Here is a 24,045-nt window from a genome sequence, read left to right on the forward strand (position 1 = left end):
TATGAGCAAACGAAATCATAGCTCAAAGCGTGTTCTGGCTTTCACAATTCTGGCATGGGTTGTGGCTCTGATCATCTTCTTTCCGATTTTGTGGACGATTTTGACATCCTTCAAAACGGAAGCAGATGCGATTGCCAGCCCGCCCAAGTTCCTGAATTTCGACTGGACGCTTGACAGCTACCGTGCTGTGCAGGAGCGCTCGAATTATTTCCTGCATTTCCGCAATTCGGTCATCATTTCATTGGGCTCGACCGTACTGGCTTTGCTGATTGCCATCCCCGCTGCATGGTCGATGGCATTTGTGCCGGGCAAACGCACCAAAGATGTGCTGATGTGGATGCTTTCCACCAAAATGATGCCGTCTGTCGGCGTGCTGATCCCGATTTATATGCTGTTTCGGGATGCAGGTTTGCTCGACAGTCTGCTGGGTATTACCTTCATTTTAACTCTTATCAATCTGCCCATCGTGGTGTGGATGCTTTATACTTATTTCAAAGAGATTCCGGTGGAAATTCTGGAAGCTGCCCGCATGGACGGCGCAACTTTGCGCGCCGAAATCATCCATGTTTTAACGCCGATGGCAGTTCCCGGCATTGCATCCACATTATTGCTTAATATCATTCTGGCGTGGAATGAAAGCTTCTGGACGCTTAATCTGACCACGGCCAATGCAGGCCCCCTCACTACATTCATTGCCAGTTATTCCAGCCCAGAAGGGCTGTTCTACGCCAAACTTTCCGCGGCTTCGACACTCGCAATCGCCCCCATTCTCATTCTTGGCTGGTTCAGTCAGAAGCAACTGGTGCGCGGCCTGACTTTCGGCGCTGTCAAATAAGCGGATTAAAGGAATACAATATGGGACAGATCGAACTCAAAAGCGTCACCAAAAGTTTTGGCTCAACGCAAGTTATCCAACCCTTGGATTTAAGCATCAATAAGGGTGAATTCGTGGTATTTGTCGGGCCGTCCGGTTGCGGTAAATCCACGCTTTTGCGCCTGATTGCAGGGCTTGAAGACATTACATCCGGCACAATCTCTATTGATAGCAAAGACGCAAGCAATCTTGCACCGGCAAAACGCGGACTGGCTATGGTTTTCCAATCTTATGCGCTTTATCCGCATATGAGTGTGCGTAAAAACATTGCATTCCCGTTGAAAATGGCAGGAATGGCACAAAATGAAATTACCAAACGCGTTGAAACCGCTGCACAAACATTAAACCTTACGGCCTATCTTGATCGGCGCCCCGGCCAGCTTTCAGGCGGCCAGCGCCAGCGCGTTGCCATCGGGCGTGCCATTGTGCGCGAACCGTCAGCTTTTTTGTTTGACGAACCATTGTCCAATCTGGATGCGGCATTGCGGGTGAATATGCGGCTTGAAATTGCCGAACTGCACCAAAAACTTAAAACAACCATGATCTATGTCACCCATGATCAGGTGGAAGCCATGACTTTGGCCGACAAAATTGTGGTTTTACAAGCAGGCCGGATCGAGCAAATCGGTACACCGCTGGAGCTTTATCACAAGCCAAAAAACCGATTTGTTGCAGGCTTTATCGGTAGCCCGAAAATGAATTTCATTGAAGGCGAAGAAGCACAGGCCAAAGGTGTACATGCGATCGGCATCCGTCCCGAACATATTAAGGTCAGCAATGATAATGGCCTGTGGACTGGCACTGTCACCGTTGCCGAGCATATGGGCTCGGACACCTATCTGCATGTGCAAACCAAACATGGTGTTATCAATGTGCGTGTTGACGGCTCGTTCACCGCACGCAATGGCGACCAGGTATTTCTAACCCCCGATCAAACTCAACTTCATCACTTCGACAGCGAAGGACTGGCACTGGCATGAGACTGAAAGATAAAACCGCAATCATCACCGGTGCAGCACGCGGTATCGGAAAAGCTTTTGCCACCCGTTATGTTGCCGAAGGTGCCCATGTCGCCATTGCCGATATTAATCTGGCCGCCGCGGAAGCCACCGCGCAGGAAATAGGCCCACAGGCTTTTGCCGTTCATCTTGATGTCACCAAACAAGACAGCATAGATCAGGCGGTGAAAACTGTCGAAGAAAAGCGTGGCGGCATTGATATTTTGGTCAATAACGCAGCATTATTCGATCTCGCACCCATCGTTGAAATTACCCGTGAAAGCTATGACCGCCTGTTTGCCATCAACGTATCCGGTACGCTTTTCATGATGCAATCGGTTGCCCGCTCGATGATTGCGCGTGATAAGGGGGGCAAGATCATCAATATGGCCAGCCAGGCCGGACGACGCGGAGAGCCGCTTGTCGCCGTTTATTGCGCGACCAAAGCCGCCGTCATTTCTTTGACCCAATCCGCCGGTTTGAACCTCATTCAGCATGGCATCAACGTGAACGCGATTGCACCAGGTGTCGTGGATGGTGAGCATTGGGACGGTGTCGATGCATTATTTGCAAAATATGAAAACCGGCCTTTAGGCGAAAAGAAAAAGATTGTCGGTGCCGAAGTGCCGTTGGGCCGTATGGCACAAGCTGAAGATTTGACCGGCATGGCCGTTTTCTTAGCTTCAAAAGACGCTGATTATATTGTTTCCCAGACATATAATGTCGACGGCGGCAACTGGATGAGCTGATATGACACTTTCTGATAAAACGCTTAATCACCTGCCGGAAGGCATTCGCCGTCCTGTCTATGACCGCGCAAAACTCAAAGCCGGTATCGTCCATATTGGTTGCGGTAATTTCCACCGCGCCCATATGGCCGTTTATCTTGATGATTTGTTTAATTTAGGCGAAGGCCATGAATGGGCAATCATCGGCGCGGGTGTGCGTGCCAATGACGCGCAAATGCGTGAAGTTTTGAGCAAACAGGACTTTTTGTCATCGGTGATCGAACTTGATCCCGCTGGCAAAAGTGCCCGTATTGTCGGTGCGATGATCGATTTTCTGCCGGTTGAAAAAGGCAATCACGCACTGATTACAGCCATGAGCAATCCTTCCATCCGCATCGTTTCATTAACGGTTACGGAAGGCGGCTATTATATCGACCCCAAAACCGGCAGCTTCAGTCCGGATCATCCGGATATCGTTTATGACGGTGCCCATCCGGACAAGCCCGAAACGGCTTTTGGCGCCATCATTGCGGCACTGAAAATTCGCCGCCAGAATGGTGATGCGCCTTTCACAGTGATGTGCTGTGATAATGTTCCGCATAATGGCAATGTCACCCGCGATGCTGTCGTTGGTCTGGCTCAATTATCTGATCCGGATTTTGCCCGTTGGATAAGCGATCAAGTCGCTTTTCCAAACAGCATGGTAGACCGGATCACCCCTGCGACCGGCAAACGCGAGCTTGAATTAGCCCAATCTTTGGGGCTTGATGACAAAGCGCCTGTAACCTGCGAACCATTCCGGCAATGGGTGATGGAAGATAATTTTCCGGCCGGCCGGCCAGCTCTTGAAAAGGTTAAGGTGACTTTTACCAACGAAGTGCATCGCTTTGAAACGATGAAAATTCGTATTCTCAACGGTGGTCATGCCATTATTGCTTATCCGGCAGGTTTACGAGACATAGAATTTGTGCATGAAGCGATGGAAGATGAGCAAATCCGGACTTTTCTTGATCATATCGAGAGCAATGAAATTTTACCGATAGTTCCTCCTGTGCCCGATACAGAGCTTGATGCTTATAAAAAATTGATTATTGAGCGCTTTTCCAACCCTGACATTGGCGACACGATCCGCCGTCTCTGTCTTGACGGCTCCAATCGGCAGCCGAAATTTATCATCCCATCCATTCAGGATGTAATTGCAAAGGGTGGCGATGCATCAGGCTTGATTCTGCTCTCGGCTTTATGGTGTCGTTATTGTTATGGTGTCAGCGAAAACGGTAATGAAATCGCTCCCAATGACCCCAATTGGGAGCGTTTGAAGGCATGCGCCATTGAAGCACGCGATAATCCGGAAATATGGCTTTCCATGCGCGAAATCTACGGCGATTTAAACGAAAATACCACCGTCGTAGAAGGCTTTACCAAAGCGCTGAACGATATTTGGTCAGAAGGCAGCCAAACAGTTATTGCCCGTTTTTTGGCAGCCTGATTATAAGGTTATGATACACCCCGTAAAATTTACGGGGTGTATCTTTAAAAATTATCGTTTACAGGAAGCGGTATAAATCCGGCCGTTTCTGTCACGATATTGACATTGGCCATTGCGCAGAGTGCGCACCAAATAACCGGTCCCTGCACCCGCAGCAGCACCAATCAGTGCACCTTTACCACCGCCGGCAATGCCGCCGATCGCAGCACCTGCTGCAGTTCCGATGCTCAAATCTTTTTCTGTCGATGTACAGGCTGACAATGCAAGCACGGCAGCCAAGGCCAAACTAATTTTTAACATGATTTCCTCCAACTGTTATCTGTCAAAAACGACGATAACTTTTTTCAATGTCCAGTGCGGACTTATGTAAAGCATACTATATTTAAAACGGCAGGAACCATAGAAGGTTCCCTCAAACACACGTTAAAGTGACTTTGAACGGATTATAAATGACGACCATACCTTACATTAATCAGCCAGCAAACCTCTGCGCTGCCAATCATTTTCAGGAATTAAATTGCCGAGTGTATAGTTAAATGATGAGACCTTCATATCATTCAAATTAATTTCACATGTGAAATCAACGTCATACCATTTTGCATGACTGCGAAAGGCACCACCTCGCATTTTCAAACTGGTTTCAGTCAGTTCGCTTGCTTTGCGCGCCATCATGTCCGGTGGCGTATCAGGGCGTGCATGACGAATTTGCTCCAATGCTTCGATACTGCAAATCTGGCTGACACGCTGTTTTGCAGAAAGTGTTCCCAATGCCTGCTTTACCCGTGGATCGGAAAGGGCTGCATCAGAATAAATCTGTTTCGCGGCCACCATTTTAATCGTATTTTTTTCAGGCAAATTCACGGAAATATTTGATTTTTCAGCACTGAGAACAGTATCATCGCCTGATGCTTCATCCTTCTTTTGCTCTGCGGTTTCTTCAACCGGTTCAACCAGTTCAGGCGCTTCAGACGGATTTTCTTGGCCGCTCAGTGGTTCGATTTCTGCGTTATCATCTTTGTTCTCAACTGCAGATTCAAAAGCTTGGGGTGGCGCTGCCTCATCTGACGGGTCAGCATAATGTTCCTCTTCAGGTGGTTGAGCTGGCTCAACCAATTCCACGTCTACATGTTCCGGCTCGTCATTATGTGTCGGTACGGGCAATGTGACAAACAAAAATGCCAAGACAAAAACATGCAAGCCGATGGATATAACTCCACCCCATATGCTATTTTTATCCGGCATTAATTCTGCATCTCTTCATTCTGCTATCATTTGACATACATTAAATAGAGAATAAAAAGACATGCCGTCAATGAAGATGGCAAATCTCAACCCCGCTGCGCTTCATCCTAGCACAAAAGGCATCGCATTTTTAGCTTTTTATGACGTGCTATCTGCACGGAAAAGTTCCGCTACAGTTTTAGCCATTTTTGCCGACATTGCTGCTTGCGATTGCAGGCTTGCCAATGCAACATCGGCAATATCTTCCGGGAAGCGGCTGCCGCGAAAACGCTTGACCATATCAGCAATATAGCCGGTTGAAAACTCGGGATGAAACTGCACCGAGATAGCCGGAAAATCATAACGCAAAACACCGAGCGGACAAAAATCATTCCCACCGGCAGGCTTTGCTTGCAGCGGTGCTTTAACGACCTGATCCTGATGCAAAACAAGCACGGGATCGCTTTCCTGATCGAGCTGATATGTCTGCGTTCCGAAACCCCAGCCTTTTGTTGATTTTTCAACCACGCCGCCATAGGCCTGCGCCATGATCTGATGACCAAAGCAAATGCCGCATACAGGGATTTTTTTATCCCGCAGACAAATCAAAAAATCTTCCAATGATTTGATCCACTCAATCGGATCATAAACACCATGTCTGGAGCCGGAAATCACATATGCATCAAATTGTGCAGGGTTTTCCGGTAGTTTCTCGCCGGAAACAATTGATATTGTCTCAAAGTCCGCTTGCGCCAATACCGGCTTGAGCCAGTTTTCAATCATCACCGGATAAGTGCCGAATTCAGCCTGACATTCTTCAGGTGGCAGACCGGTTTCAATAATGCCAATGCGCATATTCGTTCCTTTAACTCGTCAGCCTTTACGCAAGTGATAGGATTTTGGACGGGTCAAAGCATTATAACCCAAGATTGAAAGCGTAACACCATGTCCCGTATCCTTGCAGCCTGTCCAGCAGATTGCAGGATCAAGATAATCACAACGGTTCATAAAAACAGTGCCGGTTTCCAACAATTTGCCCAATCGGGCGACCCGCTGTGCATCTTGTCCCCACAGGCTGGCGGTAAGCCCGAAATGACTGTCATTCATCAGTGCAACGGCTTCTTCATCTGATGAAACTTTCATCACCGCTACCACGGGCCCAAAACTCTCATCACGCATAATACGCATTGCATGGGTCACATCGGTTAAAAGCTGTGGCGCAAGATAGGCACCGCCATCATCTTCAGGAAAGGCAGATGCGGGTATAAGAAGCTGTGCTCCCGCCTCAACAGCTTCGGAAATCTGGCCGCGGATTTCATCCGCAAATCGACGATGCGCCATCGGACCTATTGTGGTGGAAGCATCAAAAGGGTTGCCAAGTTTCAAACGCAGAATTTCTGTAACCGACTTTTCGACAAAAGCCTCAAAAAGCGCTTCGTGAACATAAATACGCTCAATGCCGCAGCAGCATTGACCGGCATTGAAAAAGGCGCCATCCATCAATGAAGCAACGGCCACATCCAGATCGGCATCTTCCATAACATAGGCCGGATCTTTGCCGCCCAGCTCTGTGCCAACCGGCGTAAAAGTGCCGGCAGAGGCCTGCTCCATAGCTTTGCCGCCACCAACCGAACCGGTAAAATTGACAAAACCGAAATGCCCCTCACCGATCAGCGCCGAACTAGTTTCATGATCCAGATGGATATTTTGCAACACTCCTTCCGGCAGTCCCGCTTCTTTGAAAACACGTTCCAAACGTTCACCGACAAGTAATGTTTGAGATGCATGTTTCATCAACACGCTATTGCCCGCAATCAGTGCCGGAACAAGGGAGTTAATCGTCGTCAGATAAGGATAATTCCACGGCGCTACAATAAAAACGAGCCCGCACGGCTCTTTCTCGATCCGGCGTTCAAATTGTGCGCTGTCTTCAATGATGATAGGTGCCAAAGCCTCTTCGGCAATTAAAGCCATATAGCTTGCCCGCTCCAGACAACCATTGAACTCAAAAAACTGATGCACCGGACGCCCCATCATATGCGCCATCTCGATGCCTGCCTCTTCTTTCTCAAGCGCGAGGCGCTTAATTGCGGCCATCACAATCTCAACGCGCTCATTCAACGGGCGTTGCGACCATGTTTTTCCGGCTGATTTGGCATGCGCGATCATGTTACGCGCCTCTTGCGCTGTAACAGTTTCTCGGCTTGCAAATATGGTGTTATCGACCGGCGAAACACATGTTAAAGCGCTCATTTACTCCCCTTTCCTGGCCGGTAGCGATGCTATCGTCAGTCAATTTTCAAATTATTGTCAGGTCTATCGTCCAGATAAGAATGCGCTTTAGTTGCCGCGGTCTTTCCAGGCTTCAAGCATTTGAAAATACCACATGCCGACAGCCATACCGATATTGCCCAAAGTGCGCCCCACCGGAAAACGCCAATGTTTGACATTGGCAAATACTTCCAGATCTTTGCCATAACCGCACATGGCATTCGCCATGATTTCACCGACAATATGCGATGTGGCAATGCCGTGACCGGAATAGCCTTGAGCATAATAGACATTGTCGGTGACATTACCCAGTTGCGGTATACGGTTGACGGAAATGCCGTCCATACCATGCCATGCAAATTCAATATCAACACCACGTAAATGCGGCAGGGTCTTTTCTATGGTCGGACGCATGGATTGAGCAAGACCGGCAGTGTCACGACCACTATAATTCGTGCCGCTGCCGAAGATCATCCGCCGGTCGGCTGTCAAACGGTAATAATCAAGCACAAAGCGGGTATCATAAATCGAAAAATCTTTCGGGCTGACTTTACGTGCCATTTCTTCGCTTAAAGGTGCCGTGGCAATAATGCCAAGCGAAGCGGGAAACAACATACCTGAAAGTTTGCTGCGCGCCAGCTTATGATAGCTGTTACCGGCGATCAAAACCTTATCGGCGGTTACCTGCCCATAGGCTGTATGCAATACCGGTCGTTTGCCATAAATGATTTTTTCAACCGGCGTTGCTTCAAAAATCTGCGCACCAAGGCTACGCGCTGCATCCGCCTCGCCAAAACATAAATTAAGCGAGTGAATGTGCATATTGCGCCGGTTGATCAGTCCTGCGTGATAAATCTCGCTTCCCACATATTCAGCCAGATCAGCCCCACGCAAAAGCGCAACATCATCGCCCATGTCATGCAATCGGGCATTGCGTTCCATCTCTTCCAATTCCGGAATATGCGATGGTTTCCATGCCGCAAAAACATGTCCGAATTTCAAATCACATTGGATATTATATTTCTCGATGCGGTTACGAATAATATCGTGACCGTGCCAGCGTAAATTCCATACAAATTCAGGCGCATCTTTACCTAATGTGCGGGCAAATTCGCGCTCCATTGCCTTGTCGCCCGAAAGTGAGCCAGTGATCTGGCCGCCATTGCGCCCTGATGCACCCCATCCGATGTGGTTGGCTTCCAGCACAGCAACGCGCTGACCACGTTCAGCCAGCTCCACCGCACTGGCAAGCCCTGTGAAACCACCGCCAATAATAGCCACATCCACATCAATATCGCCGTCCAGTCTTGGGAAAGGCGCAACCTTATTGGCAGTCGCAGCATAATAAGAGCGCGGATAAGATTCGGTCATTGTTGTTCCCTTATGCTCGTCGCGCTTATACGGACTGGCGATAGGTTTGCAGTTCAAATTCAGTGAGACGCGCCGCAAAAATATCCTGCTCCTGCTGTTTGCAGGCGGCAAAAGCCTCTACAAATTCGGGATGGAGAATAGTTTTTACTTTGGCAGAATTTTTAAACTGCCGCAGCGCTTCATTCCAGTCGCGCGCCAAACATGGAAGATCAAGTTCATGCGAGTTGGTACTGACCGGTGCTGCCGGTTGCATCTTGTTTTCCAAGCCATAAAGCGCACCACCCAACATTGCAGCAAGCACGATATATGGATTGGCATCGGCACCCGCAACACGATGTTCAATGCGTCGGCCAACACAAGGGCCTGCCGGAATACGTAAAGCACTGGTGCGGTTTTCATAGCCCCATGCGACAGTTGTCGGCGCAAGACCTCCCGGACACAAGCGGCGGTAAGAATTTAAATGCGGCGCAAAAGCCAGCGTCATATCAGCCATACTGTCCAGCAAGCCGCCAACCGCATATTTCAAGGCTTCGGAGCCAGTTTCGCTGCCATCATCAAAAATATTCTGATCATTCTTATCAATGATCGAAAAATGGACATGCATGCCGCTGCCGGCATGAAACTGAAAAGGTTTTGCCATAAAACAAGCGTGATAGCCGTGACGCTGTGCGGCATTGCGAATGATCTGCTTGAAAAAAACCGTATCATCAGCGGCTTTTAATGCATCCGCCTGATGCAAAAGATTGAACTCGAATTGACGCGGCGCCCCTTCGGCCGTTGCCGCTTCCACTTCAATGCCGCAAGCCGCAGCAGTTTCATAAATTTCATCAAGAAAGGCGGATGTTTCAGCTAATTCCGATATTGAATAAATATCATCAAAATTGCTTAAACGATTGGCCGCATTGGCCGTGGTCGGGCTTGCAGGATCAGCCGACGGATCAAGAAGATAAAATTCCACCTCTGTTGCAACAACAGGGCGCAAATCATGGCGGGCAAAGCGGTTTAAAACTTCGGCGAGCAAGTGGCGCGCATCCGCATAATATGGGCTGCCGTCTTCCTTGCTCATCCATAAATGTAAAAACGGCTGATCAGCTTCTTTGCTCCAACCCAGATCGGACAAAGCACGGCCTGTCGGATGGCAAATACCATCCAGATCGCCTCTCTCCATCGTCAGGCAGGTTCCGGCAACGTCCGTTCCCCAAATATCAACCCCAATGGATGACATCGGCATACGTGTGCCGCCATGCAAAGCACTTGCCAATTTTGCACCGGGCAAACGCTTGCCGCGAAATATGCCGTTCATATCGCAAATGGCTGCATAGAAAGAACGCGGAATTTCAGTCTCCTGTGCTTGGGTTTTGGTGGCTGGCTTTGCTGCTGCCAAAATAGTCATTCCGTTCCTCCAGTGCAGTCTTCTTGGTTAAATCCTACAGTGTAGAAATAATAACGTCAAGCAACAGCTTGTCAGATAATTAAGGAATGTCATCCACGATCAATCCAACGCTGGCATTTTGTTAAATCGCGACAATCGTGCCGCTTAGAAGGGCTTTAAAAGCTTTTTTTAAAAACACATATAAGCCATCATGCTTGGCTCATCTCATGGAATTCAGAACATAAAACTGATGCATTAAGAGGGCGTTCAAATTGAAAGCCCGATATATCAATCAATCCATCAAATACCGTTTTGCATGGCCAGCATTTATACATGTATCACAAGGATTGCATTTTGCTTCTCTCGCGGATGCCATCGAGAAAAACCTCGACAGAAAGCGAAAAAACCGTGCTCGGCGCGAGATCATTATAAAGCGGCATGGCTTTTTTGAGCAAGGGATAAGATTTTTCGGGAAGATCTGCGACTTCGGCCATATCAACCGCTTCAGCAGGACGGATCAGCCCACCCGTTTCGCCCACCGCCAAACCGGTTATACACCCATACCAACCAAGACATAGCGCCGGAATTTCGCGTTCCGCTATCCCTGCTTCGGTCAATGCGCCATGAACCATTTCCATATGTAAAAAGTCGGCGTGACCGGTATGCAGAAATTTTTGCATCAGCCAAAAACTATTGGGATAACGCAGTGCTAAACTGCGATACTGATCTGCCAAATGCCGCATTCTGCCACGCCACGGCCTGTCAGGCGGTGCAGGGCGAATTTGCTCTTCCATCCGGTCGGCCATCGCCCGCAATACCCCGTCTTTCGATTTGAAATGATAGAGTATCGACATTGGATCATAGCCCATACGTGCGGCAAGTTTGCGGATAGTAAAACCGGAATCACCGGATTCTTCCATGAGTGCGAGTGCCTCTTCGGCAATTGCTTCACGCGAAAGGCCACGCGCACCTTTGCTGTTTTTCAACCTGGCACCTGCAGCAGATAATGGAAGGGCATTGTCTTTATCGCTCATAGGCTGACTATAGAAGGCTCGCCGGATTCTGACAAGAACCCGGCGAGTGAATGAACATTAATCAAAATATTGATTTAGCCATCAATTAATCGGCCAGATCCAGCTTCGGAACCGGTCGTTTGAACATTCGCGTCAGATAAAGCAGATAGGAAAAACCAACTGCAACCCAGATAATACCGACAGTAAAGGTTGTGGCCGAAAGACCAGTCCACAGCCAAACGGTGAGCAAGAAACCAAATCCTGGCAAAAATCCGTAGCGGAACCAGTCAATGCCCTGTCTTTTCCCCTGATCAAAAAGATAGGTTTTGATCACCGACAGATTAACGAAAGAGAACGCGGCCAGGGCACCAAAGCTGATCATACTGGCAGCCAGTTCAAGGTCGATTTCCAAAGCAATCAGCGAGATAACACCCACAAAAACAGTCGCCCGCACCGGTGTTCCAAGAGTTTTATGTACGGTTCCAAATAAGGTATAAGGCAGAACCCGATCACGACCCATCGCATAAAGAATGCGTGAAACACTGGCTTGTGCTGCCATGGTCGAAGCAAAAGTACCCGTCATATAGGCAGCAGTGAAGAAGCTGACCATAAATGCGCCGCCCGCTTTGCCCATAACTTCGACAGCCGCCGCATCCGGATCGGCAAAAGCCTGCCAGTCAGGAAATACAATATGTCCTGCCCAAGCAGACAGAATGAAAATCAAGCCCCCGCAAACAGTGCAAAGCATGATCGCACGCGGAATGTCACGTTTTGGATTTTTTGTTTCTTCCGACAATGTGGAAACCGCATCAAAACCAAGAAACGACAAGCAAAGAATTGCTGCGCCTGAAACAATGGCACCTATTCTCATATTTTCACTGTAGAAAGGAGCGAGTAGCGACGGCGCACCATCACCTCCGATCGAGGTGAAAAATAATGTGAAAAAGAAAGCCAAGAAGATAAATTGAAAGGCAATAATGACAAAATTCATACGGGCAACAACTTTAATACCAAGGATATTCAAGACCGTTACGAGTAGAATTGCACCCATTATCCACCACGACGCAGGCACTGACGGGAAATATTCCGACATATAAATGCCGATCAGAATATAGTTCAGCATCGGCAGAAAGATGTAATCCAGCATTAAGGTCCAACCGACCATAAAGCCGGCATAACCGCCAAAGGCATAACGTGAGTAACTATAGGCAGATCCTGCAGCCGGCAGCACTTCCACCATACGTCCATAACTGTAGGCCGTAAAAAACATCGCCGCCAAAGTCAGCACATAGGCGGCTGGCAAATGTCCTAAAGTAACTTGCGTTACAATACCATAAGTATCAAAAACAGCGAGTGGCACCATATAGGCAAGGCCAAAAAAGACAAGCGATGGCAGGCCCAAAACACGGTGCAGCTTATTTTGCTGCGGCGCGCTTACGCTGGCAAAAGTCGAGGCATCGGCATAGGTAAAGGTTCTGTTTTCCGCACTGATATTTCCTCCCGGTTCAGGTTTCATGATATCCTCCAATATCGTGTTCTTGTTATTTTCAGCTGATATTTTGTTTAAAGCTTCCTTCCAAAAATCGTGATGGCAAAATATCGCTGATAAAACTCTGCACAGTTGCTTTTATTGCCGTGCTGGATAGCTGGATCTTTCATTCTGCCGCCTCCTCCTGACGGCATATGCGATCATACGGCGCATCTTCAAAACATGCCTATAAGAATATTCTACAGTGAAGAAATCAAGCAAAAAATTCATATTGATAAGTTTCATTTATCTTCATTCGTCCTACAAGATAGAAATTATATTTTTCTTAATTGTCAGAGATATGAAAAAATCCGAAACTTTAATCTTATGAAACAAAGCATTATCTAAATTTGTAAAAAGAAGCATGGCCGCGCCATAAGCAAAAATCGGCTCATCATTTAAAATCTATGCACCATAGAAATGAGACTGCATTTACGGCCAAAATCTGATCCAAAAAAGTTTAGCCAGTATAAACTTTACCTTTTTTATCATATTATGTCTGGTCAAGAAAAACATTTTTGATATGTTAGCTGGAAGCGCAAGGCTTGGGGGAAATTCTCCCAATTGAAAGATCATTTTATGCCCCTTTTTAAAATTGAAGCATCCGTGGCTCAGGCAGATAAAAAACGTTTCCCCTTTGATCGCGCCGGTCGCTTGACCTTATTGATTACGTTTTTAAGCCTGTTGTCGGGTATAGTTTTTTACAGCCATTTATCATGGGAACAGACAGTCGCAGTTATGCTGAGTGTCTTTTGTATCGGCATGTGGGCAACCTCCGCCGTCCCTGAATATTTGCCTGCTTTTGTTTTCTTTGTCATTGCGATCATTTTTCATGCAGCGCCGCCGGATATTGTGATGGGCGCCTTTGTTTCATCAACCATCTGGCTTTTATTCGGCGGGATGATTGTCGGCAGCGCCATTCGCTATACCGGTCTAGGAAAGCGTGTCGCGATTTTACTCTCCGCCTGTATCGGCACGACTTACACAAGCGTCATTACCACAACGGTGATGTTCAGCATGGCGCTTTCATTTTTCATTCCCTCCTCCATGGGACGGATTGTTCTGCTGGTACCAATCGTTATTTCGCTGGCCGAACATGCCGGATACAGCAAAACCTCGAATGGAATGCTGGGTATGCTGATGGCTGCCGCTTTTGGTACCAATATACCTGCTTATACGATTTTGCCGGCCAATCTTCCCAATATGATCCTTGCCGGTGCTGCCGAAAATATTTACGGAATTAAAATCGGCTATTGGAACTATTTGCTCTTACATTTTCCGGTGTTGGGATTTATCAAAGCCTGCGTATTGATCGCTTTGATTATCAAGCTTTTTCCGGAATCAACACCGCCTCAGATATATGAAGAACGAACAAAATCGGCGTCGATGTCGGTACAGGAAAAATGGCTGACCCTAATCATTGTTCTGTCACTGCTGCTTTGGTTTACCGATGGATTTCACCAGGTTTCGCCGGGCTGGATCGCGCTGGCAGGCGGTGTTTTATGTTTGTGGCCGGGCAGCGGGCTGGTCTCTCCTAAATGCCTGAATGATGAGATCAATTACGGCACTTTGTTTTTTGTCGCCGGTATAATGGGGCTTGGTGCACTGATTGCTCATAGCGGACTTGGCACGATAGTGGTGGCGACGCTGAGCAACTTTGCCGGTTTCGAACAGGGTGAAAGCTTGGGCAATATTGTGTCCATGACCATCATGGCGATGATTGTTGCCACCATCACCAATCTGCCCGGTGTTCCAGCCGTTATGACGCCCGGTGCCGAACAATTATCAATCCTCTCCGGACTGCCGATTGAAACCGTGTTGATGACACAGGTTTTAGCCTTTTCCAGTGTCGTTTTGCCTTATCAGGCACCGCCCTTGATTGCCGCAGCACAAATTGCGGGCTTACCCTTACGCAGCGTGATAAAACTTTGCTTCATATTGTTCATGGCAACGATCATCTTCATTCTGCCACTTGATCTGCTATGGTGGAAACTGATGGGCATGTTTTAAAAATTGCCTTTTAAACTATCTATAGTTGATGTCTTTATTGTGTGGCATCAACAAGCACTTGCATAAAGAAATAATATGACTACTAAAATCATATTAAGAATTATGTGCCATTGATAATGAATAATTACAGCATGCGGCTTTAACTCAGGCGGCACTATTAGCGAAAAATGTCATGAATTGGGACCTGCAAGATCTGTTCAGAAGACATGCAACGGATATTGCCCGTTTTCTGCGCCAAAAGGGTCACGATCCCGAAACGGTGAAAGATATCACGCAAGATACTTTCATGCGCATTCATGATAAGGAAAAGCATAAAAATATCAGCAATATACGATCTTATTTATTCCGTATTGCCGATAATCTAGCGACCGATTATTTCCGCGCGGCAAAGTCGCGTAACCGCTATGTCACTGCGTCAGAAACATTTGATGCAGCAGATGAGAGCCCGGATCAAGAACGCGTGGCTGATTATCGCCAGCGCCTTGCACTGCTGGAAAAAGCCGTTGCATCTTTGCCGCCAAGGCAAAAACAAGTATTTCTGATGCATAAATTTGACGACCTCAGTCATGTCGAAATTGCACAAGAATTAGGTATCACCCGCAGTGCGGTTGAAAAACTGATCATGAAGGCGCTCGCGCATTGCCGTGAACAACTTGGCGAGCATCTGGAATGACAATGCTTGCTTTCGCCTATAAAAAAAGTGAGGTATCAGGCGGTGTGAAACGTCTTAATAATAAGCCTTGCACAGCTGGCATGGTTACGGTTTCACACATGTGTAAGAAAATAGTCGGCGGTCACGATGGTAAATAGCAATAACGACAAAGCTTTAACCTCACGCGATGAGGCCTTGGCATGGTTCGTTACCATCAATTCCGGCAATGTATCCGAAGCCGAGCGCGCAGAGCATGCGACATGGCTGGCCCAAAGCCCTGAAAATGCATCAGAATATCAGTCACTTGGTTCCATCTGGTCAGATTTGGATGCGATGGGCGATCCGCGCCAAAAACAAATAACCTATCGTCCGGCGCTTAAAAAAACGACCTCAAGGCGGGCTTTTTTATCGGGTGGTGCTGCATTGGCTGCAAGTAGCGCTGCTATTTTTGTCATTCACCCGGATTTTTTAACCAGTGATTATGCCACTGGAACCGGTGAAATGCACAGCATCATCTTGGCGGATGGCAGCCATGTGGATCTTGATGCCGATAGCGCCATTGCGGTTGATTACAGCAATAACACCCGCTTGATCAAACTCTTGCGCGGGCGCGCTTTCTTTGATGTGGCCAAAGATACAAACCGTCCCTTCACAGTGCAGGCAGCCGGCGGCAGCGTCACCGCATTGGGCACACGTTTTGTCGTGCATGAATGGGCAAATGAAGTCACAGTCTGGGTCGAGGAAAGTGCGGTTTCGGTTATTGCACCCGATCAAAGCAAAAGAATTGTACAAGCATCGCAGCTGACAATTTTTAATTCTGCCGGTTTTGGGCTTTTCGATACTGTTGATGCCAATATTGAAGCCGCCTGGAAAAGAGGCAAGCTCATTTTTGAAGACCGCCCTCTCCGGCAAGTTTTGGCAGATGTCAATCGTTACCGGCGCGGCATCATCCGCGCAACCGACAGTAAGCTGCTTGATATGCGTGTCAGCGGAATTTTTGATATCAATCATCCAGACGGCGTATTGGACGTCATCCGCAACACTTTGCCAATCCGCAGCAGAGAGCTTACACCCTATCTGGTTTTTTTAAGCCCGGCATAATTCCCTTTAAATCCTAAGCATAAAGTTGAAAATATAATATGATAATTATTTTCAACTTTAAGGGTGAGGGAGTCGCATGCAGGACTCGTCTTTGTCAGTGAAGGGCATTGTTATGCCGGCAAGCACGATCAGGACGGAGTATAATAAGAAACCATGCATATGGAATTTTCAGGCAATTTATCCATGGGGATGAAAACAGGAAAACTGTTGCTGGCACTGCTTGCCTCGACAGCAATTCAGATGAGCCCGTCTTTTGTGCCAACCGCTCATGCCCAGCAGGCCAATATCAATTATTTTATTTCGGCCGGATCATTGGGCTCGGTGATTTCCAGCTTCGGCGATCAATCCAATCTGCAGGTTCTTTATCAGGCGGATCTGGTACGCGGCAAACAATCAGCGGGTTTGCACGGCAGCATGAGCAAACAGGAAGCCTTGTCTCGCCTGCTGGCGGGTACGGGCTTAAGCTATAACTTCACCAATGCCAACACCGTGACAATCACGGATCGCGTCGCTTCCGCCACAAGCGCTGCCACCAATGACGATGGCTCTATTCTGCTGGAAACGATCACGGTGAGCGGTGCCCTCAACAATGCCGATAAACCCTTCCAGACATCAGGCTCCTCATCTTATATCAGCGCCGAGCAAATCCAGATCGTGCCGCCTTCATCCACCGGCGATATTTTGCGTAATGCACCGGGTGTCTTTTCATCCGGCAACCGTACCGGTCAGGCTCTGGACGTCAATATCCGTGGGCTTCAAGGCATGAATCGTATCGCCACACTTGTTGATGGCGCCCAGCAAAGCTCATCCGCTTATCGTGGCTATAAAGGCATGAGCAGCCGCACCTTTGTCGATCCAGAATTCATCGGCGGGATCGACATTCAAAAGGGGCCGCCGTCGGGGGCACAAGGCAGCGGCTCAATGGGTGGCGTTGTCAATATGCGTACGCTTAATGCTGATGACATCATCATGGACGGCAAGTCATATGGCGTAAAAATCAAAGGCGGTTTTGCCGGCAACAGCGTCAAGCCGCGTGAGTATTTTTCTCCGCCTGATACTGAAGCCCCCCGCTTTGGCGGCAATGACTGGCTGAATGGCAACAGCAATATAGCCAGTGTTGCATTGGCCACCAAGCAGGATAATTATGAACTGGTCGGTGCCTTTGCCTATCGTCGCAACGGCAATTATTTTGCCGGTAAGCATGGTGAACGCCAAGTCAAACGCTTTAGTTTTGGTGGAAAATACACTTGGGGGCCAATGTCGGCCTATCGACCGGGCAGCGAAATTTTCAACACATCACAAGACACCAAATCGCTGTTGCTGAAAGGCAAGTTTAATTTCGAGCACGACCAAACGGTCGAGCTTGGCTATATTCGTTATGACAGCAAATATGGCGAGGAATACGGCGACATGAACAATCCCGTCGCCATTGGTGGCTGGCCGCCTTATCAGGCCAATTTGAGCCGCACCAAATCCGACATGTATACGGCAAAATATACGTGGAATCCGGAAGAAAACGATCTGATTAATTTTCAGACCAATGTCTGGCATACCCGATTAAACGACAAATGGGCTGCGATTGAAATTCTGACCGGTGTACCGGGTGACACCAAAACCGACACAACCGGTGTTGAAGTCACCAATGCCTCACATATTGATACAGGCTTTGGCCTTTTTGATCTCAATTATGGCGCTACTTACTCGCGTGAAAAGACAATACAAAATCCGGATACCAATATCGGGATGGAGGGAAGCCGTGAAGTTGGCGCAATTTTTGCCAATGCTGATTATAAACCGGTTGATTGGCTGACACTGAGCGCGGGTCTACGCTACCAAAGCTATCAAACACGCGATAAAAGCGAAAATTCCACGATTGACGGTCTTGATGGATCACGCTTGACACCAAGGCTGGGCGTGATGGTTGAGCCGCTTGACGGCTTCCAGATCTTTGGAAATTATGCACAAGGCTGGCGCCCGCCAAGCATCCGCGAAACGCTTTTCAATATGCCTGGTCTGATTGAACCAAACCCGCTTTTGAAGCCGGAGCGCTCTAAAAACTACGAAATCGGCGTCAATTATCTCAATGACAATCTGTTGCTTGATGACGATAAATTACGTCTCAAACTGTCTTATTTTGATAATAGCTATGATGATTATATCGTCAGAACCTACGGCAACCGTGCCGGTCTGCCTTATCCTTATCGTGTTTATGCCAATATTGACGGGGCAAAATTCAAAGGTTTTGAAATTTCTGCTTCTTATGATGCAGGAATGTTTTTTGCCGATGCCAATTTCAACCGCTACACCAATGTGAAATATTGCTATGCAACGAAAGCGGGTGAAGATTCTGCCTGTAATGACAGCACACCACCCGATGATTATCAAAGCATCTATGTGCCGCCTGTTTATAGCGGCTCGCTGACATTGGGCGCACGTTTTCTTGATGAAAGCCTGACAATTGGTGGCCGTGTCAACTTTATAGGTGATCGCGCCTTGAAACGCAGCGGTGTCGGTATGGTTGAGAGCGAGTGGCGCTCCTATCAAGTTTACGACACTTTCGCTACCTATAAGCTGAACGAGAATTTCTCCTTCAATGCCAGTATCGAAAACATCTTTGATCTCTATTATCTTGATGCGATGAGCGAAGCATTGACCCCTTCGCCGGGTCGTACTTTCCGCTTGAGTGCGACAGCGCGATTCTGATCTTTTTATAAAATCCCCAAGGCAGAACCATTCTTGCCTTGGGGATATCCTCTTTCATAAACCATGTTTAATTTTAAACATGACCTGTTTTATCATATTAACTTGATAAAAAATCCTGAAACAGATATGGGAGAAAAGACGGCAGGGCAAAGATTATATCAGATAAACAGTGTCCGGCTCAAAAAACGTGCATGTTTGTTCAATCTGGTCTGATCGCAGGAACCTCGCAATGGCACTTCTCAGCCATAGTTTCACTCATCTTTACGGATCGGAAAAAGGTCGTCTCAAACGATTTATCGCACGTATTGTCGGTAATAATGCAACAGCTGACGATTTGGTGCAGGATGCCTTCTCAAAGCTGATCGATGCATCCGGCAAACAAAAAATTCATGAGCCTGCCGCCTATCTGACCCGTGCCGCACGCAATCTCGCCCTCAATCATCTGCGCCATTTACAGCAGGGTGTTGAGGTTACGATTGACGATCAGATATATCTCGCCATTGCTGATCGTAAACCATCGCCGGAAATGGAAGTGCTTTACCGGCAGGAGCTACGCCGTTTGTTGACGGCACTTTCAAATTTGCCGCCACGCAGACGCGAAATTTTTATTATTCACCGTTTCGAAGGTGCAACTTATAGCGAAATTGCCGAGAGGTTTCAGCTATCGCGCCGTACCGTCATCAATCATATTTTTAATGCCCTTAATGATCTTGATCTGGCATTAGGGCCTGATTTTTTACAGTTTCCTTAGTAAGTTGTTACTGCTCGAGTGTCTTTATTGATAAGACATTGCCACCTACTGGTGGTTTATTGCAATAAACTTGGACGAATTATTAAACCGGATGCACCTTTATGGTTGATGATCACCGATCCCCGCTCATACGTGAAGCCCTGCGTTGGTTTGCAGTGCTCAGGGATGATGGTGCCACCGAAAAAGATCATCAGGCGTTTGAACAATGGAAAAACCAAAGCGCTGAACATGAGGCTGCATGGATGCGTGCCGGTACGCTCTGGACTGCCTTTGCACCGGTTGAAGCAGAATTGCGCCAGACACGCAGAACCAAACTCAGCAGGCGCGCTTTCATCAGTTCAAGTCTTGGCCTGTTTGGTGCTGCCGGGGGCGGTTATTTATTTTACCGCAACGGCATGTTTGCTGATTATGCTACCAATGCAGGTGAATTGAGAACATTGACTTTAACCGACGGTTCAGTGGTTGATCTGGGCAGCCGCTCGGCATTATCGGTTAATTATTCGGATGCCGGTCGCCACCTGACACTGCATTGGGGTGAAGCCTATTTCAACGTGGTGCCTGAACGCCGCCCCTTCATTGTCAATGCCAATGACGGGCAAACAACCGCGCTTGGCACTTCCTTCAATATCAAAGCCGACCACCAGCTTGTCACCGTTGCCGTAACCCAACATCAGGTTGAGATAGCTTTGCCCAATCTGCCGGCAAAACGCTTAAACAGTGGTTGGCAACTGGCCTATAATGGCGATGAAATTTTGGCAGCACAAGCTGTCGACATCAACAATGTCGATGCATGGCGCCGGGGACGGCTGATCTATCACAACGAAGCTTTAAGCAGTGTTCTCAATGATATCGAGCGATATCGCGGTGGTTTTATCATCCTCACGGACAAGAGGTTAGGGCAAATGCTGGTCAGTGCTGCATTCAGTACCGCTTCAGCCGATGCAGCCCTTGATTCAATTGCGCAGACCTTACCCATAAATGTTTCAAGGGCAGGTAATCTCGTCATTATCTCCGGTCGTTAAATTTTAAAAATAAATAACAAATCTGCTTGGTAACTTGTAGCTACCCGCGTGTCATACATATGAGAGCCAATAAACGGCACTCTTACCGATGACATTCGCCAATGGCGGAAATGTGAGGGGCTTTAATGATGGAATACACGCAGTTGACCGGTAAGGTTTTAACCGCACAACACACATGTTTAACGCAGCCAACAAGCAGAAAACTTGCCTGCCTGATGGCAGCACTGATGGTGACAACCAGTCTTTCAGTTGTGATGAAACCTGCCATTGCTGTAGCCCAGTCAACAAATAATGAGCGCCATTTCACTATTCCCGCCCAATCACTCTCTACTGCATTGCTGGCATTTTCCAATACAAGTGGTGTCGATATTTTCTTTGATCAGAACGATATCGGCACCCGCACAACAAGCGGTCTCAACGGCAGATATACGGCACAAGCAGGACTGGCGCGGTTGCTTGCTGGCACCGGTCTTCGCTATCATTTTACCAATGCCAATTCCGTCACCATCAGTGACCGTGTTTCCAACAGTCATGACACCGCCGCACGTGTCAATGACGGCTCGATTTTACTGGACACGATCACTGTACACGGTCAGGTTCAACCGGAAAATGCACCCTACATGACTGCCGGTTCAACGGCTTATGTGTCAGCAGAAGATTTAAGCCGCCTTCCCTCCAGCAGTCAGGGTGATCTTTTCAAATCAACACCGGGTGTCGTTTCCGCAGGCAGCCGCTCCGGTCAGGGTTTGAATATCAACATTCGCGGCCTTCAGGGCATGAACCGCGTTGCAACCTTGATTGACGGCACGCAACAATCCACCTCCAGCTATACCGGTTATCGCGGGCAAACCAGCAGTGTGTTTGTTGATCCCGATCTGATTGCCGGTATTGATATCACCAAAGGTCCAAGTGATGGCCCGCTTGGTAATGGTGCAATGGGTGGGGTTGTGAATATGCGCACTCTCAATGCGCGTGATGTTGTGGCGGAAGGCAAAGAATATGGTGCCCAAATCAAAGCCACAATGGGCAGCAATACCAAAACACCACCGGCGGTTAATACCTACGAACAGCTCAATGATGCGCCTTCATTTTTAAATGGCGACAGTTTCAACGGCTCAATTGCTGCTGCTACCGTTCAGGATAATTATGAATTTCTGGCAGCTGTTACCCGCCGTAAAACCGGCAACTATTTTGCCGGTAAAAAAGGCGGAAAACTGCTTGCTGATGATACTGGCGCATTATCACCGGTTCCACCGGGCGGCGAAGTTTTCAATACATCGGAAGATTCTTTTTCCGTACTTTTAAAAGGCAAAGCGCATTTCAATGAAGATACATCATTGGAATTAAGCTATATGCGTTATGAAAATAAACATGGGGAATTGGATGATTTTCCTTATGTTTACGGTTTCATCCCGCCAAGTCAGAAAGACCTGAACCGCCGCAAAGTGGATACTTTGACCGCCAAGCTGGCGCATAATCCTTCCGATAATCCTTATATTGATCTGCATGTTTCCTCATGGCTGACCAATGTCAAACGGGAGGCACCTATCAGCCTCGAAGGAAGTGCTGATGTCAAAACTTATGGCGTGGAAATTTACAATAACTCCAGTATCGAAACTGCGCTTGGCCATTTGGCACTGACCTATGGCGCGCAGATTTCTTTGGAAGATTCAGACGGAGATGAACTCTATGATTCATATTCATGGGATCCATCGCAAACATATTTGATCAGTGCCGGGCCAACAGGAAAAAGGCGTCTTGCCAGTGTTTTCAGCCGTGCCAATTATGATGTGACAGACTGGCTTAGTTTTGGCGCGGGGCTACGTTATGATACTTATAAAATCGAACAAGGCGGCGGCGCTTTGGCACATTATGGTGACAAAGACGGCTCCCGTTTGAACCCATCTTTGTCAGTGACTGTCACCCCTTGGGAAGGCATCCAGTTTTATGGTCATTATGCGCAAGGCTGGCGCCCGCCGGCTCTGCGTGAAACAAGCTTCCAGCTCGGAACCATTCTTTATCCCAATCCCGATCTGAAGCCTGAAAAGGCCGAGAATTATGAAGCCGGCATCAATGTAATGCGCACGGATATCTTTACCGACGGCGATAATTTGCGTGTGAAAGCCAGCTATTTCCATAATAAATACAAAGATTATATCATCCGCGACTCCATCGCTCAAAACTGGTCCGAGCCACGCCATTGGGCCAATATCCCAAGCGCTACATTTGAAGGACTGGAGCTCTCCGTCAAATATGATACGCAACGCATATTCATTGAAACCGGACTGACCAGATATTCCAAGGTCGAGTTTTGCCACCAGCTGACAGGTTGTGATTCAAAAGCTATCGGCATTGATTATGGCAGTAATTATATTCCGCCAAAATATTTGCTGACACTGAGTGGCGGTGTTCATATGTTTGAACAAAAACTGACTGTGGGCGCGCGTGCAACATTTATAGGTGAACGCGCTTTGAGCGAGTCAATGGGATTGGGCTATGTAACCCCGACGCTTTGGCCTAAGCGAACAATTGTCGACCTGTTTGGTAATTATAAATTCAACGAGACCGTCTCTTTGAATTTCAATGTCGAAAACCTGACAAACCAGTATTATCTGGATCCGCTTTCATTCACACGGGCACCTGCACCGGGGCGCACGATCAGAGCAGGCTTGACTGCCAAATTTTAATGATAAAAATGCCGGACATGTTCACAGCTTGTCCGGCATTTTTAATTATTTGATTTCAATTTTTCAGGTGGATGGATTGAAACTTCATCATTGTCATCAATAAAAATCCGGTGCCCTGCACCTTCAAGATCTTCATATTGACCATTTTTCAGTGTCCAGAAAAAAGCAGCCAGTGCAATGCCGCCTAAAATCAGCGCGATTGGTATCAAAAAAATCAGGCTGCTCATCAACAACCTCCATAAAAATCCAAAAAT

Annotated in this window: 20 protein-coding genes; 11 read left to right on the plus strand and 9 right to left on the minus strand. The window is 47.7% G+C overall.

Translation table 11 applies throughout. The annotated features are described in order from the left end of the window. The first annotated feature begins 1 nt into the window (after window position 1). From JNC77_RS07925 to JNC77_RS07940, 4 genes are read left to right on the plus strand one after another with little or no spacing between them, the layout of a single operon-like run. Entirely contained in the window at window positions 2-835 is an 834-nt protein-coding gene (locus tag JNC77_RS07925) for a carbohydrate ABC transporter permease (RefSeq protein WP_374831221.1), read from the plus strand. 20 nt (window positions 836-855) lie between these two features. Beyond that, window positions 856-1,854: an ABC transporter ATP-binding protein gene (locus tag JNC77_RS07930; RefSeq protein WP_374831223.1), complete on the plus strand. Its 999-nt coding sequence runs from the start codon at window positions 856-858 to the stop codon at window positions 1,852-1,854. After that, on the plus strand, window positions 1,851-2,621 hold the full coding sequence (locus tag JNC77_RS07935) for an L-iditol 2-dehydrogenase (RefSeq protein WP_374831225.1): 771 nt from the start codon (window positions 1,851-1,853) through the stop codon (window positions 2,619-2,621). The genes JNC77_RS07930 and JNC77_RS07935 overlap by 4 nt, the downstream gene beginning before the upstream one ends. Before the next feature lies 1 nt (window position 2,622). After that, window positions 2,623-4,089: a mannitol dehydrogenase family protein gene (locus JNC77_RS07940; protein ID WP_374831227.1), complete on the plus strand. Its 1,467-nt coding sequence runs from the start codon at window positions 2,623-2,625 to the stop codon at window positions 4,087-4,089. Window positions 4,090-4,140: 51 nt separating this feature from the next. Here the strand turns inward: JNC77_RS07940 and JNC77_RS07945 are convergent, their stop codons facing one another. From JNC77_RS07945 to JNC77_RS07980, 8 genes are all read right to left on the minus strand, one after another. Further along, window positions 4,141-4,389 carry a YMGG-like glycine zipper-containing protein gene (locus tag JNC77_RS07945; protein WP_374831229.1) on the minus strand — a complete coding sequence of 83 codons (249 nt, stop codon included), beginning with the start codon at window positions 4,387-4,389 and terminating at the stop codon, window positions 4,141-4,143. A gap of 168 nt (window positions 4,390-4,557) precedes the next feature. Next, a complete protein-coding gene (locus JNC77_RS07950) occupies window positions 4,558-5,331 on the minus strand; it encodes a DUF930 domain-containing protein (protein WP_374831231.1) in 774 nt (257 codons plus the stop codon). Between the two features lie 138 nt (window positions 5,332-5,469). Further along, window positions 5,470-6,165 (minus strand): type 1 glutamine amidotransferase, encoded by a 696-nt coding sequence (locus JNC77_RS07955; RefSeq protein ID WP_374831233.1) that lies wholly within the window; start codon window positions 6,163-6,165, stop codon window positions 5,470-5,472. An 18-nt stretch (window positions 6,166-6,183) separates the two neighbouring features. Continuing rightward, window positions 6,184-7,563, minus strand: coding sequence for an aldehyde dehydrogenase family protein (locus JNC77_RS07960; RefSeq protein ID WP_374831235.1), 1,380 nt, complete (start codon window positions 7,561-7,563; stop codon window positions 6,184-6,186). 87 nt (window positions 7,564-7,650) lie between these two features. Next, window positions 7,651-8,952 (minus strand): NAD(P)/FAD-dependent oxidoreductase, encoded by a 1,302-nt coding sequence (locus JNC77_RS07965; RefSeq protein WP_374831237.1) that lies wholly within the window; start codon window positions 8,950-8,952, stop codon window positions 7,651-7,653. A 25-nt stretch (window positions 8,953-8,977) separates the two neighbouring features. After that, the gene (locus JNC77_RS07970; protein WP_374831239.1) at window positions 8,978-10,345 is read right to left on the minus strand and encodes a glutamine synthetase family protein; all 1,368 of its coding nucleotides are present in this window, start codon (window positions 10,343-10,345) and stop codon (window positions 8,978-8,980) included. A 317-nt stretch (window positions 10,346-10,662) separates the two neighbouring features. Continuing rightward, window positions 10,663-11,358: a TetR/AcrR family transcriptional regulator gene (locus JNC77_RS07975; protein WP_374831241.1), complete on the minus strand. Its 696-nt coding sequence runs from the start codon at window positions 11,356-11,358 to the stop codon at window positions 10,663-10,665. An 85-nt stretch (window positions 11,359-11,443) separates the two neighbouring features. Further along, window positions 11,444-12,853 (minus strand): APC family permease, encoded by a 1,410-nt coding sequence (locus JNC77_RS07980; RefSeq protein WP_374831243.1) that lies wholly within the window; start codon window positions 12,851-12,853, stop codon window positions 11,444-11,446. 591 nt (window positions 12,854-13,444) lie between these two features. On the opposite strand from JNC77_RS07980, the gene JNC77_RS07985 reads away from it, so the two are divergent. From JNC77_RS07985 to JNC77_RS08015, 7 genes are all read left to right on the plus strand, one after another. Next, window positions 13,445-14,875 (plus strand): SLC13 family permease, encoded by a 1,431-nt coding sequence (locus JNC77_RS07985; protein ID WP_374831245.1) that lies wholly within the window; start codon window positions 13,445-13,447, stop codon window positions 14,873-14,875. Between the two features lie 172 nt (window positions 14,876-15,047). Continuing rightward, window positions 15,048-15,548: an RNA polymerase sigma factor gene (locus JNC77_RS07990; protein ID WP_374831247.1), complete on the plus strand. Its 501-nt coding sequence runs from the start codon at window positions 15,048-15,050 to the stop codon at window positions 15,546-15,548. A 126-nt stretch (window positions 15,549-15,674) separates the two neighbouring features. Beyond that, complete coding sequence (locus tag JNC77_RS07995) at window positions 15,675-16,628, plus strand: FecR family protein (protein WP_374831249.1); 954 nt, start codon at window positions 15,675-15,677, stop codon at window positions 16,626-16,628. A 183-nt stretch (window positions 16,629-16,811) separates the two neighbouring features. Next, window positions 16,812-19,331 (plus strand): TonB-dependent receptor, encoded by a 2,520-nt coding sequence (locus JNC77_RS08000; protein ID WP_374831251.1) that lies wholly within the window; start codon window positions 16,812-16,814, stop codon window positions 19,329-19,331. A gap of 229 nt (window positions 19,332-19,560) precedes the next feature. Further along, window positions 19,561-20,082: a sigma-70 family RNA polymerase sigma factor gene (locus JNC77_RS08005; protein WP_374831253.1), complete on the plus strand. Its 522-nt coding sequence runs from the start codon at window positions 19,561-19,563 to the stop codon at window positions 20,080-20,082. A gap of 101 nt (window positions 20,083-20,183) precedes the next feature. Further along, the gene (locus JNC77_RS08010; RefSeq protein WP_374831255.1) at window positions 20,184-21,104 is read left to right on the plus strand and encodes a FecR family protein; all 921 of its coding nucleotides are present in this window, start codon (window positions 20,184-20,186) and stop codon (window positions 21,102-21,104) included. Between the two features lie 125 nt (window positions 21,105-21,229). Then, a complete protein-coding gene (locus tag JNC77_RS08015; RefSeq protein WP_374831257.1) occupies window positions 21,230-23,791 on the plus strand; it encodes a TonB-dependent receptor in 2,562 nt (853 codons plus the stop codon). Between the two features lie 41 nt (window positions 23,792-23,832). Here the strand turns inward: JNC77_RS08015 and ccoS are convergent, their stop codons facing one another. Next, window positions 23,833-24,018: a cbb3-type cytochrome oxidase assembly protein CcoS gene (gene ccoS, locus JNC77_RS08020; RefSeq protein WP_374831259.1), complete on the minus strand. Its 186-nt coding sequence runs from the start codon at window positions 24,016-24,018 to the stop codon at window positions 23,833-23,835. Window positions 24,019-24,045: the final 27 nt, after the last annotated feature.

The sequence above is a fragment of the Paenochrobactrum pullorum genome, from assembly GCF_041929845.1.
Lineage (GTDB): Bacteria > Pseudomonadota > Alphaproteobacteria > Rhizobiales > Rhizobiaceae > Paenochrobactrum > Paenochrobactrum pullorum.